Genomic DNA, 14,708 nt, shown 5'->3' on the forward strand with positions numbered 1-14,708 from the left:
GCAAAAGGAAAGGTCTATATACGATCAAAGAAAAGACCCCTACATTAGAGGGGCCATTCTGTTTGGCAAAGCATCTATAATTTGCGCTACCTGTTCTGCACGTTCCTTGATCTCAAATTCATCGGCAGTAACCAGATGAACATGCGAGCAATATTTGCCATGCTCATAGATTCTCTCGGGTGTAATGAAGACAACGTCAGCAACAGCTTCCATCTTGTGTTTGTGCTTCTCGTACTGATCCGGATCAGTCAACGAATCAAATACGACTAGATCAGGATATGCTGTCTCGACAGAACTTGCCAGCCGGCTATCGTTCACCCAGTAGATCACGCGATCACCCTGAAACAGCGTACGGACATTCTGGCCCACACGGGCTACGACAAAGTTTGGAAGCTCCGGATATGGATACTCCAAGGCATCAACCTGATAGAACTCATCACTGGAGTTGATATATATTACATTGTAGCCTACTTCCGCGAGTGCTTTTAACAGCCGTTGTGGTCGACGCCCGAATCGTTCACTATGGAAATCGATCGCAGGCAGATATACAATCGTTGTATCCGTGTTTGGGGTGTATGTCGTAACATTGAACTCCGTCGCGTCAATCTCTATTTCTTCAAGCTCAATTGTCGGTGTAGTCGATTGGCTACCAAACATTCGTTTAAATATCTTTTTCATTTTTCATACCTCCTATGACCTGATTAATCATCTTCACGGCATCCATTGCCCTGCCATCCCAACTATTAGACTTAGCCACCCTTACTCTTGCCGCAATTTTGGAAGCACTATTCTCACGAATCGCTTTCTCCAACATCAATCCACAATTATGCTGATTCATAAAGTAAGTTACATCGCTGTACTTATGAACAATTTCCTCCATACGCGTTGTCAACACAGGTTTGCCCGCAGACAAATATTCATAATACTTGATCGGATCGCAGCCACGGATCATCTCTGTCAACTTAAATGGCACGATACAAACATCGAATTGAGCAATGTAGGCGGGAAGCACTTTATAATCTTTGTGCGGAAGACAAGTCACATTGGGATGCACAATATTTTTTTGATAGAGGGCATTGTTTCCAATCAAAACAACACGATAACCTTTATCTGCAATAGCGGTAATCAGCGAATAATCCACCCACGATGCCATTGCACCGTGGAAACCCACAATCTTTTGCCCATCATGAACATCGGGGAAGTCGGCCGGTTTGGGCAGAATTGTCCGCGCTTTCTCAAAATGTTGGTAATCTGCCCCGTTAGGGCACATAAAGATTGGTTTGCCGTCATGTTTATGTGCCTCGTACATCACCTTCGCAGTCGTCGCAATAAGATCTGCACGGTCAAAACATTTCGGGATGTAGGATTTCCACACAGCAAACTCATCAGCCGAATTATCAAGGTAATCAAATACGGTAAAATCAAACTTCCGTCCATCCGAATAATTGTACTGACCTGGATTCGAGAACCAGAGTACCTTCTTTCCTTTCACCAGGTGATCGTAGTTCACACCTTTCTGCACAAGGAACAGATTCTCATTTAACTTTTCAATCGGGCGGGTCTGCTTTCTGTACGTTTCTTCATTGATAAATATAGCCCGTATACCTGGAATATTAGAGAAGGCGGTCATCAATTGCTGCGGACGTTGGAACAAGAGGTTCCAGTCAAGTGCAGGCGGGTAAACAATGGTCATTTCTATTCTTTCAAAAACCGGATTTTCTCGTTGTTTTCTACGAAGCAGCCAATTGAGCAATCAACTCCACCCCTTCCGCATAGGCATGAACGGGACGCAACCGAGTATCTACAAACAATTGAAATCCCAATCTTCTAGCTTGCTCACAGAATGGTGTATCTTCACCTGTTGGATGGGAACCATAACGAACCCCAGCTTCGATCACTTCACGCTTAATCAAATATACGGCACCTGTCAGTTCTACCGGGAACAAACCCGCTTTGAATTCAGGTATATGTTTTCCGCCGCTCATTGCATTATGAGCCTTCAATTTTGGGTGATTCCGTATAAGCATTGCGCATATATCTTTGTCATTATCCATTAACTGCCGTAGGCTACCCTCAGGAATGATGATATCCGTATCAATTGAGAACAGATAATCACAGTCCGATTTCAGAAACTCATCTAGAAGCATATTCCTCAACAACGCCAGGTTGTGATAGGAATATTGTCCACGTATATGACCATATGTTCTCCCCAGATTATGAGTCAGATAAGGAATCTGATGACAATCAAGGATATGCTCAGTCTGATCTTCACTATCATTCAGGATGTACATATAATGCTTCTGCACTGCTTGTTGCTCAAGTGATTGCAAGTGCCGTTCCATAATCCAAGCCCGATTACGTACAGGACTACCTATAAATACGTTTTTCACAGTCCATCCCCTCTCCCTTTTTACATAGTCTAGACTGTTGCTCAATAACCTTCGCACATTGAACCAAAAAGGAGTGATTCCTCAAAAGAAGAGAGAGAACGAAGCATTTTTCCTATTCTAGTACAGAAGGAGTTGATGAATATGTATACCAAAGAAACCATTATTCACACATGGGAAGAAGGTGACAGGCATGCTGGGGAGTGTAGAACTAATCCACAACTGGTTCCAAATGGCCTCTGATGGAGAAGCCCATGCTTCTGTTCGATTTGGGGATGCTTCCAACACCATTCTGGCCCACGATACCGTTCTGACTATGGATTTCATCAAGTCTCATTACGGCTGGTTGAACGACCCTACCTATTGCGGGATAACCTTACCCAATGCAAGTGCGAGAGAAATTATCGTACACTGCCTGCGAAAAGCGGATTACGTCGGACATCTGATCCAGACAGATCACTGGTATTTCAAGCCGTTATTCGATATGTGCCTTGAATATTACAAAGTTGAGCCCAGAGAGACCTTCTATGCTTTTGAGAATAATTACATCGCCCGATTCAAGTTATTCTACGAAACATTCAAGACCATGCCTATTCTGATCTGCGGAGCCAAGGCCGAGCAATATCGAGAAGTTCTGGAGCGGAGATACGGGTGGACAAGCATCGTAGGAACGGTGGACTGCCCCTCGTGGTCTCATGTGAGCACAGCATCCAAACAAATGGAACATATCTACCAACAGACACCGTGGAAGCTTGCTTTGGTGTGTGCAGGTGCACCCGGCAAGGTACTGGTTATTAAGGCCAAAGAACTGCAAACCGTAGGTGTTGACTTTGGTTCCGGAGCAGATGTTACCATTCAAGCCGACTGCGAAAATCTGAACGCATGGGATTACAACGGATTTCCTGATTATTGGGAAGGCAGACCCAAAAAATGACCCTCTCCGGGTCTTTTTTGCTGGATAAAACTGTGATTCCAAATCCGATTTTATTGACTTAGTAGCTGTTGATAATTTAAACTATCTGCCTTATTATTGTTAAGATAACTCCTAATCTAACCTGGTTTAAACTTGCATGAAGAGGAGCTCTGCTAAGATATTCAAACCGTTGGAGGGAAATGTAATGGCGTACTCGCAGTCAAAGACCGAAATAGTAGCAACTCATTTACGAACAAGATTTATGGAAGGTAACGTGGAGGGACATGAGATCGTTGTTGCCTTGATCAGTATGGTCAAAGCTGAGAAGATTAATTTAGATGAAGTTGCCCCTATTCTCTCTACAGTCTTTTTTGAACAACCGCAAGGTATTCTATTGGCACTCGAAAAAGCTAGCACTCTGATTGATGATGAATTAATTGATTCCATTCTCCACGAAGTAAACGAAAAAGCTTAATCTTACATACAAAGGAGAGCTTATCATCAGATTTTAATTTACAACAACCAGTTATTCTCTCCACACTTTTAGATTGAATAGATTCATCACTGAGAAATTGGAATTTCTCGTTATTTTCTGTCCTCCTCTGCTTATTCTAGTAGTATTACGAAGGAGGGGACACCAATCGAGACAGTGAATAAAGCCATTTTATTTTTAGCAGTTATTGAAACCATGCTTGAAGCGCTCCACCATACAGAAGTAGATCAGACAGAACTTGTGGATTCGCTTGTCATGTTAGGTTTTGATCCCATTGAGATGTTGTATGAGACAAATACCATTAGATCTTTCCAAAAGATATGCAGGGCTTTCGCAGAACTCCATCTTACAGATGAGGCCCTGGACACGTTCTCAAAAGAGTAGTTACATAACCAGAACCCCACATCACATTCGACGTGGGGTTCTGGTTTTTTTTGAATTTGAACCTTTTTTTGAAACGGATCAGTTTAACCTTCCCCATCCTGCCTCGTATAGGTCATCTAGGGACCATGGACATCTCCATCGCCCCTGTTGACTCTGACTTAATAAACGAAAGGATGGTTGTATGAGCTCACCCACACCAACACATGTGATCGAAACAAATCAACTCGCTGTTATTGGAGTCGTCGATGAATCCTCGATTCAGACCCAATATGAACTTGAGTATCCTGATCATATCGTGATTATACAACATTTTTATTTTTTGAAAGATCCGGCACACTTTAACTCCTGGTTAACCAGCAGACAGGCATAACCTCTATATGAGATGTACTTTGGGTCAGGACTTGTTACGTCTACGCTCATCAATTAAAACCTTCAGTAACAGCAACTCTCCATAGGTTAACTTCTTCTTGCGTACCTTCTCTACCCATGCCCAATCTTCAATCACCTTGTCGTTGTAGGCATCTCCAATGTACTGATCAAGTTCATTCCAGGCCCATTGTGCATAATCCAGAACCGTATTCATATCATCATCCTCCGTGACTGCTACTTCTTGTAGTGGGTTTAATTTTATATGTACTGCTTGCTTAAATCTTTCATATTCACCTGGTTGTTTAATCCATGGCAGCGGGCATTCCTTCCATCCAACCACTTCTTTATGTGTGAAGAAGACGGGTGGAAAGCCCCGTTCCCTGATTAGGTATACCGCGAGGTCTACAACGTTATTAAATGTATCTTCATGAATACTGCCATCCTTTTCAATGCACATCTCAATGCCCACTGTACTATTGTTCGGATATGTCCCAAGTTCGGCTAGCGCTTCCTTCGTGTATGTTGCACTCCCGCAGTGGTAGGCCAGTTCATCATCCGGTAGACTGTTATATATCGAAGTTCGATCTACCGAGAAGTGTGCGCTTGCATAACGACCTTTCACTGCTTTATTGGAATCCTGCTGTGCCAAACTTGCAAAGTATTTGCTAATGTTCTTCGCGGGCGCTCCGGGAGATGCCGTATAATGCATCACAATTCCACGTTTCGCTTTTAATTTAAGTCCGGCCCGACTGTATTTATTAACAGGTATGTAATCCTTGGTGATCTGTATCATGACATCTTCTCCTTATCTTCAACTTGATCTTCATTGCCTCGAAGCTTAAAGAGTGCTGAAGTGATAAACTTCGGTACAGGCAGGCCCAGTTTCCCCATGTTCTCCAAAATACTGATTCCTTCGGTACCAATGATGAACATTAACATTGCATCTCGCATAAAATCATTGGAATTGCCTGCAACCATATCCAGTTGATGTGCAATAATGACAAAAACAAATGTCAATGACTTACGAGCAAGCCCCCACCATCCAACCCTGCTGGATAACTCCTTCCTATACCATGCAGACAGCACCCCTGTGATGTAATCCAGCCCCACAAAGATGGTCACTGCAATAAACAGGTGATCAATTCCTCCTACTAAATACACGACTGCCGATAGCAGCCAGCCAAACAAAACCATAAAAACGGTGTCTCTGTGCATTAACGTTCCCCCTTCAATAACCTATTTCATGTCTAGGTTAGGCGGATCACAGATATAAGTCTCATACGATACGGAAACGTCCGAAAAAACACTCACCATTCGCTATACAAACAGCAAAAATCCCTCACGCTTGGATGCGGGAGGGATCATGACGAAATGATTCAGCTATACGTTGATGGATCTGGTGTAACTGGTACACCTGTTGTATTCGTTGGTGTTGTATTCCGTTGGAACATGCCTTGAATTCGGTCCAAAACATAAGGGGTGGAGTCAATGAGTTTCTCAAACAGATGTGTGGAGTTATCGAGTGGTACAATGTGTACCCCCTGTTTACCTACCACCAGGAACGCGATAGGACGTATGGATACACCGCCGCCACTACCGCCACCAAATGGAGAAGCTACTTTAGCTGAACTCGCATGTTCAGCAGAGGTACCCGTAGCACCACTTTTGCCACTTCTTTCTCCATTAACGTGAAAATCACTACCACCGGCAGCAAATCCGAATCCCACCTTACTGATTGGCAGAATCACGGTACCATCTGGTGTTTCGACTGCATCGCCAACAATTGTATTGACATCCACCATGGCCTTGATATTTTCCATTGCGGTTTCCATTAAGCCTTGAATTGGATGATCTGACATTTAAATTCCCTCCAGTTTCAATGTAAGCTAGGTTTGATCTAACCATATCATCCCCAAACTTGAAGGGACTTATGTAATAAGCATTTTAAATACACTCACCAAATCCCAACCTTACATTCCCAAAAACAGACCGACTATGATGGGTTTTTATACTGTTGTCCCACTAAGTTTCTTCTTTTGCTTCTCCTTATGCCTGCGGCGCTGTTCCTGAAGAAGCTTGAACCACATCCGCCATCCGCCTTCGACTTGAAGCACACGGGTGAGTAGTGTAACTCCAGCGATCAGGACGGCTGTAATCCGAATTTTCACTCTGAAATCAAGTTCCGTTCTAAATTCCATTTCATCGGACCATACCGGCATAACCTGAAGCACAGGTGTTTCATCAAAGCGGATCTGATAGGTGAGAAAACCAATAATAATGGACTTGATACTCCACACCCAGCCCGTCAGCACCGCTGTATATGCTGCATCACCAACGCCGATGTGGGTAGCCCAGGACAGTTGGGTCATATGTACGCGTGTAAGTGTTTGCTTCAGCCACAGCTTGAGCGCGTCCGTTGCCCTAAGCATAATTTTCACATCTTTAGCCCACTTCTTGACTTTGCGTTTGTTGACCCGCTCGCTTCCCTGGGCCTCGCCTCTCGAATGATTCATGGATTGTTCGGTCTTGACCAGAAAACCTTCCTTCATATTGCGAAAAACAATACTCGGGATCTCATAGTTAATCCGCACAATTCCATAGAGAAGACGAACATTAATATTGGCGTAATCATCACTTTTATGTTTACTGAATGTAAAATGTACATGAACATTTGAGATGAGGACTGCGGCAATCAGCAATGCGAACAACAAACCGATTCCTCCAAGCCAAATCCACACAGGCCTTACCTCCAAGCCCTCAATTCTTTTCTCGTCTAGTATGGCACTCTGAATAGGAAAAAATTCACGTCTGACCTAAAAATCCCATTTAATATTTGTTTGGAAAATGTTTTACACACCATTTATCTAAGAACAATGCACAAAAAAACCGACTCCACTGATGGGTGTCGGTTAGTATTAATTTGCAAATTAGAATGATGAATCCGTATTATCGTCTTCGTTGTCGATATGACTTAGGTCATCCGCCGGATCAGCACTTTCCGGTTCCAGTTGTTGCAAATCCAGTTTGTTGAATAATAGTTGTGTCTCTTCCTCCAGGTTTTCGGAATCTTCGAACAAGCCTGGTTCCGGAAGGTCTTTAATTGTTGCCAATCCGAAATAATCCAGGAATGACTTGGTCGTTCCGTACAGAATTGGTCGTCCGATCGCCTCGGCTCGTCCCACTTCAATAATTAGATCCTTATTCACAAGCGTATGGATGGCCCGCTCCGATTTTACACCGCGGATTTCCTCAATCTCTACCCGTGTAATGGGCTGCCGGTACGCTACAATGGCCAGCGTCTCCAGAGCCGCTTGGGATAAGGACGTGCGTGCGGGAGAGTATGCCAGTTTCTCGAAATATACAGCGTGGTCAGGCAAGGTGCCCAACTGAACTACACCAGCGATCTTGAGAATCTGTACACCTCGTCCCTGCTGTGAAAATTCATGAATCATCTCCTCAATCGCATCCGTTACAAGCTCCACTCGCTGGTCAACGATCTCGGCGATTTGTTTGATACTCAGACCTTCTTCTCCGGACAAAAACAGCAGGCCTTCAATAATCGATTTCAATTTCGGAAAATCCATGATTCTTTGTTTCCCCTCTCCACTCCATAACGATATCCTCAAACATCCGTTCCTGATAACAGACAATCTGCTTCATCTTCATCAGTTCCAGCACCGCCAGAAAAGTGACAACAATCTCATGGCGATAGATATGTTCATCCATCAACTTGGAGAATAACAGCCTGCCTCCCGGCCCCATACTTTCCAAAGCGCCGATGACATCCCGTATCCGGTCCTTAACCGATATTTCATCCCGTTTGATCCGGGTTACGGTTGTGCGCTTCTCAGCCTTACGTAGCGCCTTCTGAAAGGCTGCAATCAGGTCAGAGGTGTGTAAACCCTCAACCGGATTCGATTGGGCTTCTACGGGCATATAGGGGCGCAGATCCTCGGGCTCTTTGGAAAATATAAGGCTGCGTTCCCACTCCCGTTCATGAAGATGACGCGCAATTCCCTTGTATTTGCGATATTCTATCAGACGTGCAATCAGCTCTGCACGTGGATCATAATCTTCTTCTTCCATAAAATCATAATCCTCGAAGTCCTCAATGACCGGTGGTTTGGGCAATAAAAGTTTGCTCTTGATCGCCAGCAATGTTGCTGCCATGACCAGAAATTCACTCGTAATATCCAGTTCCAGTTCCTGCATCGAATGCAGATACGCCATGTATTGATCGGTAATATCGCTGATGGGAATATCCTGGATATGAATTTCAGCCTTATCAATCAGATGAAGCAACAGATCCAAAGGCCCTTCAAAAGTCTCCAGTTTGTATGTAACTACCGTCACTAGACGAATCCTCCCGCCAGAAAAATACAAAACCCTGCTAAGCCGTCCGAATCCGGTTTCCCGTGTTCGTCTGCGCAGAGCAGGGCACTACTATTAAATAAGCACTATTTTAGCTGTTTCGTCAAGTTTGCCATCTCAATTGCCGCCGTAGCTGCATCCCAACCTTTGTTACCCGCTTTGGTTCCGGCACGTTCAATCGCTTGTTCAATATTTTCTGTTGTAACCAGTCCAAAGATCGTAGGCACGCCAGTTTTCAGGTTAATTGCTGCTACCCCTTTAGCCATCTCGTTGCACACATAATCGTAATGCGTAGTTGATCCACGAATAACGGTTCCCAGGGTAATCACTGCATCATACTTGCCGCTCTCCGCCATTTTCTGCGCAATCAAAGGGATTTCGAACGCACCTGGAACCCAGGCTACATCCACTTCATCATCCTGAACGCCGTGACGTTTGAATGCATCGAGTGCTGCGCTAAGCAATTTACTGGTAATGAATTCGTTAAAACGTCCAACGACAACTCCATATCTGGATCCTTCTGATACTAAATGTCCTTCAAAAAATTGTGGCATTCAAGTCATCTCCCTAACGGTATAATGTAATGTAAGTAACGGAAATCCCTAAGTAATCTCTTCCATAAATTACATGGTGAACGTTATTCATCTAAAATATATTTACTGTTCGTTCTGCTCGATATCATCAAACTTGAGCATATGCCCCAGCTTGGCTTGCTTGGTATGAAGATACACCGTATTGTCCTCGTTCTCCTCCATCTGGATCGCGACACGCTCTACGACTTCAAGTCCATATCCTTCAAGGCCTTTAATTTTACGAGGGTTGTTAGTTAGCAGTCTGATCTGACGAACCCCAAGGTCTTTCAGAATTTGAGCGCCAATTCCGTAATCACGCAAGTCAGCAGCAAAACCCAAACTCAGGTTTGCATCAACAGTATCCATACCTTCCTCTTGCAGCTTATAGGCTTTGAGTTTGTTGATCAGGCCAATACCCCGACCCTCTTGTCTCATATAAAGCAGTACACCATTGCCTTCCTCGTGAATCTGTTTGAGTGCTGCATCAAACTGCGGACCACAGTCACAACGATGAGAATGGAATACATCACCTGTCAAACATTCAGAGTGCACTCGTACAAGCACAGGTTTCGAACCATCAATTTCTCCTTTGACCAGAGCCACATGTTCCTTATTGTCCACAGCATTTGTATAAGCCACCGCTTGAAACTCACCAAAGTCCGTTGGCATACGCACAGCTACTTCACGTTGAACCAGCTGCTCTTTTTCGTTACGGTAACGAATCATGTCCTGAATACTGATCAGCTTCAGATCATGTTTGCGGGCAATCTCCTGCAGATCCGGAAGTCTGGCCATCGTGCCATCTTCCTTAATCACTTCACAGATAACGCCAGCAGGGTAGGAACCACACATGATAGCGAGATCTACAGCCGCTTCCGTATGTCCGGCACGCCGAAGTACACCGCCGTCTTTTGCAATCAGCGGGAACATGTGACCAGGCTTACGGAAGTCTCCGGCTTTCGCTTCAGGATCGATCAGACCTTTCACGGTAATAGAGCGTTCATGTGCCGAGATACCTGTTGTTGTATCTTTGTGATCCACAGAGACGGTGAAGGCTGTTCCATGGAAATCCGTATTTTGTTGAACCATCGGTTTCAGGTTAAGTTCGTCCGCACGTTGTTGTGTAATCGGAACACAGACCAGACCTCTACCTTCAGTAATCATGAAATTAATGACTTCAGGCGTCGCCTTTTCGGCCAAAGCAATAAAATCGCCTTCATTCTCCCGATCTTCATCATCCACAACAATGACGGGTTTACCACGCATGAGATCATATATGGCTTCTTCTATTGTGTCCAGAATGGATTGTTCTGACATTGGTCCACCTCCAGTTAATTTCTGTTCTCTATTTATGCAAATCCGTGATTGGAGAGAAAATCTTCACTGATACTGCGCGGCTTGCCAGCACCCGTCTCCCGATGTCCTCTCCCATACTGGAGCAGATGATCCACATATTTGCCCAAAATATCGCATTCGATATTAATGGTATCCCCTGTCTTTTTCACATTTAGTACAGTTTCACCAATGGTATGCGGGATAATGGAAACCGTGAATGCGGTATCCGATGTATGGACAACGGTCAAGCTAATGCCATCCAGTGTAACTGATCCTTTGGGGATCAGATATTTGAACAACTGGTGATCATCAGGCTTGATCTCAAACACAATTGCATTCTGATCACGTGTTATACTGCCGATCACTCCAGTACCATCAACATGGCCCTGAACGATATGGCCGCCAAAACGACCGCCTGATTGCATGGCCCGCTCCAGATTAACTTTACTGCCAGATTGCAGCTGACTGAGATTGGTATGGCGATAGGTTTCAGGCATTACATCGGCGGTAAAACCTCCACCTTCGAGCGTTGTCGCAGTTAAGCACACGCCGTTCACTGCTACACTATCACCAATCTTCAGATCGTCCATAATGGCGGAAGCTCCGATATTCAGGACCATCGCTTCGCCTTTCCGACCAATACGCCGGATCTGACCAACTTCTTCCACCAAACCGGTAAACATGCCGCCGCCTCCCTTTTTCAAGTTATAAAGAACCTAACTTTCTACTTTCAAATCCATTTATTTATTCAGGCCACACCGGAATACCGCCAATGCTGATATTATCTCCAACTTGTTCGATCTCCAACTGATTCAATTGAATCGCCTGATTCATACGTTCCACACCCTCGAAGCGGAAGCTTCCAGGTGTATCATAACCGCCTACAATCTTCGGAGCGATAAACATGAGCAGTCGATCGACCAACCTTGCCTCCAGCATGGCTCCATTCAAGGTGCCTCCACCTTCAAGCAAAATTGATCCTATATCACGTTCACCCAACTTGCTAAGTCCGCTCAACAGATCCACACGTGGTCCAGGACCACAGCGTATAATCTCGACGCCGTAGGCTTCCAAACGTTCAGCAGCTTCAGGACTGGCTTCGTCTGTTGTCAGCACCCATGTTGGAGCAAGACCATCCTTAACCATTTTGGCACCTACGGGAAGACGTAACTTGGAATCCACTACAATGCGCACTGGACTAATGCCTTCGACTTGCAAACGGGTAGTAAGTTCCGGATTATCGGCGATTACCGTGTCGACGCCAACCATGATTCCCTGGTGACGATGACGAAGGGCATGCACAATCTCACGAGCGGGCTCGTTAGAGATCCACTTGCTGTCTCCGCTGCGAGTAGCAATTTTCCCATCCAAAGTAGTAGCCGTTTTCAGTGTCACAAAAGGTAGACCCGTTGTAATAAACTTAATGAATTTTTCATTCATGCGTCTTCCTCGCTCACGCAGTACGCCAACTTCAACTTCAATGCCTTGTTGACGAAGCATGCTTATACCCCTGCCGGATACTTGCGGATTTGGATCTTCACAACATACCACAACACGTTTCACCTTTTCATGAATCAGACGTTCACTACAAGGTGGCGTCTTGCCATAATGACTACAAGGCTCAAGTGTAACGTATACCGTACTTCCCTCTGCATCACTGCCTGCCATGTTAAGTGCATGCACCTCTGCATGACCGGTTCCACGTTTCAGATGGCTCCCCAGGCCTACAATACGGCCTTCTTTCACAACTACACATCCAACAACCGGATTAATCCCCGTCTGTCCCTGTGCTCGTTCCGCCATATCCAATGCCAGTGCCATATAAAATTCATCATTGATCATTTCCAAATCCGTTCACCCCGCGGTTTAAAGTCTTGTTTATTAAAAAATCCCCGTCGAACAATCAGTTCGATGGGGATGATGAGAGACAAATGTCACCAGCAGGAGTGAAATGGATACAGCACGCCAACACTTTGCCCAAAACTTCATTTCGGGCAAGTGAAAATAGACACATACCTTAATGAACATCATTTACAGGTAAAGAGCTTTTATAGTGCGGCATATGTATGGAACTGTCCGGCGTATCCGGATCTTCCCTGCACAGTGCAAGACATCATAAAATCGTGACTGTGCAGCAATACTCCTGCTGAATGCAAACCTGTTAGGTCTGCACCTCTCCTTCTCCCATCCAGACTATACTGTCGGTTCTGGAATTACACCAGATCAGCCATCTGCCAATGGCAGACAGGTCACGGACTTTGCATCAAGTGCTGGACACATAGGTCCTTACACTTCCTGCATCACCGCCGGTAGGGAATTGCACCCTGCCCTGAAGGATTGCTTTCGTTATTACTTGGATGTTAGCACTTTAATGCCAAAAAATCAATTGTTTTTTGTTCCTTTTTGTCACATACTAACTTTTAATAAGCTAAGAAACAACAAAAAACCGCTTCCTCTCAAGGAGGCACGGTTTTTGCTTGGAGGCACATTTCACATCCATCGTATCATTCTACATATCAGGAAAACACCAGCTCGCCATATGCTTTAATTCTTTGGCATTATGGAATGGAGTGCGATCAGGTTCTTGCAGGGGCGAAGTCGGAAGCGGGAACTCTCTTGCCACCCTTCTGACCCAACTTGTGGAATCGATCGCAATAGCCGAGCATTTCCAGCGTCCATTCGCTCTCGGTCGAAACGTCCCATGCAAATCTGCTTTACCCGGCATCTCTGGAAAGACACCATCCAGATATTCAACGATGACGCGCTTGTCTCTGACTTCATGACAATATACAGTCACCCATACACCTTCTCGGACCCGAACAGCATACACATCGCCAGACTGTACCTCCCCGGTACCTGCATCAGGAGATGCCTTTGGTACTTTTCCACGAACACTTCTCTTCTTCTCCAATGCCCCTAAGATCGTGTCCTTTAGAGCTGGACTCTCATCAGGCTTATCCGCAAGAGATATATTATTCAGATCAAAATCATGAAATATCTTGTTCAGGTTGTTCTCATTAATTCCGACAGATGAGTCCCACCACGCCAGAGGGGCCTGCACTTCCACCCGCACATTGGGGCGTGCGTCACGCTGCATATAAGAGGTGAATTCCGTGATCATTCCGGGATGTTCCGGCGTATCCAATATGCCAATCAGAGCTAACGTCTCAAGCAAATCACGGTAAGCATATTCCTTCTGTGTAGGCAAAAGACGTTCCTTCTTGAGCGCTACTGCTGCCTTGCTGTAACGTGTTTTGGGAGGTAATTCGCGCAGCACCGTTAACACCGCACGGAATGTCCAGCGGTCGTACTCATTGGGTATTGGAAGCTCCTGTGCGGTAGCCAGCTCTCGAAGTGCCAACACGCATCCAAAAGGATCACCGTCCAACGGGGTTCCATTGGTCATCCGCCAATACCATTGCAGCGTTGTGTCGGTTGCTTGATCTACACTTAATCCGCAGATCTTACAAGTGTTCGAAGATGGATATGGCGTATGTTCATGACTTGGCATACTGCTCGCAATAAGCTTGCCCGTAAGCAACGAGCGCCAGATCATGGGTGCTGACCACAAAGAGGATACAAAGGCCTGCGCTGCATCATTGATCGTCCATTGATTCGCAACTTTTTTCAGCTCAGTAATCGTTTCATCATGTTGCGGACATACAAAGCGATTCGGTTCATGCCCGGCTGTCTCAAGCGCTTCTCGATCCTTTACGGATAGACTATCCGGAACGACATGGCGCGATGCCTGCAATTCTTCATCCCACAACGTGCGCTCACTATAAATTTGTTTTAACAAGCTTAGCTGAGTAACCATATCCAAGGTTTTATTCATCCTTTCTAATTATCGATTTGAAGTATGTAAAAATAAAAAAAGTGCTTCT

General features: G+C 45.1%; 18 protein-coding genes and 1 riboswitch. Of the genes, 4 read left to right on the forward strand and 14 right to left on the reverse strand.

Annotated elements, in window-relative coordinates:
• Window positions 1-39: 39 nt before the first annotated feature.
• Genes V6668_RS19410 through V6668_RS19420 form a run of 3 tightly spaced genes read right to left on the reverse strand, consistent with a single transcriptional unit; the run spans window position 40 to window position 2,390 of the window.
• A complete protein-coding gene (locus V6668_RS19410; RefSeq protein ID WP_036607811.1) occupies window positions 40-678 on the reverse strand; it encodes a hypothetical protein in 639 nt (212 codons plus the stop codon).
• On the reverse strand, window positions 662-1,693 hold the full coding sequence (locus tag V6668_RS19415; RefSeq protein WP_338706470.1) for a glycosyltransferase: 1,032 nt from the start codon (window positions 1,691-1,693) through the stop codon (window positions 662-664). The genes V6668_RS19410 and V6668_RS19415 overlap by 17 nt, the downstream gene beginning before the upstream one ends.
• Window positions 1,694-1,730: 37 nt before the next feature.
• The gene (locus V6668_RS19420) at window positions 1,731-2,390 is read right to left on the reverse strand and encodes a hypothetical protein (RefSeq protein ID WP_338706471.1); all 660 of its coding nucleotides are present in this window, start codon (window positions 2,388-2,390) and stop codon (window positions 1,731-1,733) included.
• A gap of 190 nt (window positions 2,391-2,580) precedes the next feature.
• On the opposite strand from V6668_RS19420, the gene V6668_RS19425 reads away from it, so the two are divergent.
• The 4 genes from V6668_RS19425 (at window position 2,581) to V6668_RS19440 (ending at window position 4,547) form a co-directional block, all read left to right on the forward strand.
• Window positions 2,581-3,321 carry a GT-D fold domain-containing glycosyltransferase gene (locus V6668_RS19425; RefSeq protein WP_036672303.1) on the forward strand — a complete coding sequence of 247 codons (741 nt, stop codon included), beginning with the start codon at window positions 2,581-2,583 and terminating at the stop codon, window positions 3,319-3,321.
• A gap of 184 nt (window positions 3,322-3,505) precedes the next feature.
• Entirely contained in the window at window positions 3,506-3,775 is a 270-nt protein-coding gene (locus V6668_RS19430; RefSeq protein WP_036607821.1) for a hypothetical protein, read from the forward strand.
• Window positions 3,776-3,949: 174 nt separating this feature from the next.
• Complete coding sequence (locus V6668_RS19435; RefSeq protein ID WP_036607823.1) at window positions 3,950-4,177, forward strand: hypothetical protein; 228 nt, start codon at window positions 3,950-3,952, stop codon at window positions 4,175-4,177.
• Window positions 4,178-4,358: 181 nt separating this feature from the next.
• Window positions 4,359-4,547 (forward strand): hypothetical protein, encoded by a 189-nt coding sequence (locus V6668_RS19440; RefSeq protein ID WP_036607825.1) that lies wholly within the window; start codon window positions 4,359-4,361, stop codon window positions 4,545-4,547.
• 24 nt (window positions 4,548-4,571) lie between these two features.
• On the opposite strand, the gene V6668_RS19445 is transcribed toward V6668_RS19440, so the two are convergent.
• The 11 genes from V6668_RS19445 to V6668_RS19495 all read right to left on the reverse strand — a co-directional run bounded on the left by V6668_RS19445 (window position 4,572) and on the right by V6668_RS19495 (window position 14,623).
• A complete protein-coding gene (locus V6668_RS19445) occupies window positions 4,572-5,339 on the reverse strand; it encodes a peptidoglycan recognition protein family protein (RefSeq protein WP_338706472.1) in 768 nt (255 codons plus the stop codon).
• Window positions 5,336-5,761 carry a phage holin family protein gene (locus V6668_RS19450; RefSeq protein ID WP_036607828.1) on the reverse strand — a complete coding sequence of 142 codons (426 nt, stop codon included), beginning with the start codon at window positions 5,759-5,761 and terminating at the stop codon, window positions 5,336-5,338. The genes V6668_RS19445 and V6668_RS19450 overlap by 4 nt, the downstream gene beginning before the upstream one ends.
• Window positions 5,762-5,922: 161 nt before the next feature.
• Window positions 5,923-6,405 carry a GerW family sporulation protein gene (ytfJ, locus tag V6668_RS19455; RefSeq protein ID WP_338706473.1) on the reverse strand — a complete coding sequence of 161 codons (483 nt, stop codon included), beginning with the start codon at window positions 6,403-6,405 and terminating at the stop codon, window positions 5,923-5,925.
• Window positions 6,406-6,552: 147 nt separating this feature from the next.
• The gene (locus V6668_RS19460; RefSeq protein WP_036672305.1) at window positions 6,553-7,284 is read right to left on the reverse strand and encodes a DUF2953 domain-containing protein; all 732 of its coding nucleotides are present in this window, start codon (window positions 7,282-7,284) and stop codon (window positions 6,553-6,555) included.
• Between the two features lie 189 nt (window positions 7,285-7,473).
• On the reverse strand, window positions 7,474-8,130 hold the full coding sequence (scpB, locus tag V6668_RS19465) for an SMC-Scp complex subunit ScpB (RefSeq protein ID WP_338706474.1): 657 nt from the start codon (window positions 8,128-8,130) through the stop codon (window positions 7,474-7,476).
• Complete coding sequence (locus tag V6668_RS19470; protein ID WP_127551006.1) at window positions 8,099-8,899, reverse strand: segregation and condensation protein A; 801 nt, start codon at window positions 8,897-8,899, stop codon at window positions 8,099-8,101. Before V6668_RS19470 ends, scpB begins: the two co-directional genes overlap by 32 nt.
• 104 nt (window positions 8,900-9,003) lie before the next feature.
• Window positions 9,004-9,471 (reverse strand): 6,7-dimethyl-8-ribityllumazine synthase, encoded by a 468-nt coding sequence (ribE, locus tag V6668_RS19475; protein WP_017687651.1) that lies wholly within the window; start codon window positions 9,469-9,471, stop codon window positions 9,004-9,006.
• Window positions 9,472-9,573: 102 nt separating this feature from the next.
• A complete protein-coding gene (locus V6668_RS19480) occupies window positions 9,574-10,806 on the reverse strand; it encodes a bifunctional 3,4-dihydroxy-2-butanone-4-phosphate synthase/GTP cyclohydrolase II (RefSeq protein WP_076318983.1) in 1,233 nt (410 codons plus the stop codon).
• Window positions 10,807-10,838: 32 nt separating this feature from the next.
• Entirely contained in the window at window positions 10,839-11,507 is a 669-nt protein-coding gene (gene ribE / locus V6668_RS19485) for a riboflavin synthase (protein WP_036607839.1), read from the reverse strand.
• A gap of 61 nt (window positions 11,508-11,568) precedes the next feature.
• Window positions 11,569-12,672: a bifunctional diaminohydroxyphosphoribosylaminopyrimidine deaminase/5-amino-6-(5-phosphoribosylamino)uracil reductase RibD gene (ribD, locus tag V6668_RS19490; RefSeq protein WP_047843583.1), complete on the reverse strand. Its 1,104-nt coding sequence runs from the start codon at window positions 12,670-12,672 to the stop codon at window positions 11,569-11,571.
• Between the two features lie 324 nt (window positions 12,673-12,996).
• A riboswitch (FMN riboswitch) is annotated at window positions 12,997-13,165 on the reverse strand.
• 168 nt (window positions 13,166-13,333) lie between these two features.
• Window positions 13,334-14,623, reverse strand: coding sequence for a hypothetical protein (locus V6668_RS19495; RefSeq protein WP_338706475.1), 1,290 nt, complete (start codon window positions 14,621-14,623; stop codon window positions 13,334-13,336).
• Window positions 14,624-14,708: the final 85 nt, after the last annotated feature.

The organism is Paenibacillus amylolyticus, from assembly GCF_036894225.1.
GTDB lineage: Bacteria > Bacillota > Bacilli > Paenibacillales > Paenibacillaceae > Paenibacillus > Paenibacillus amylolyticus.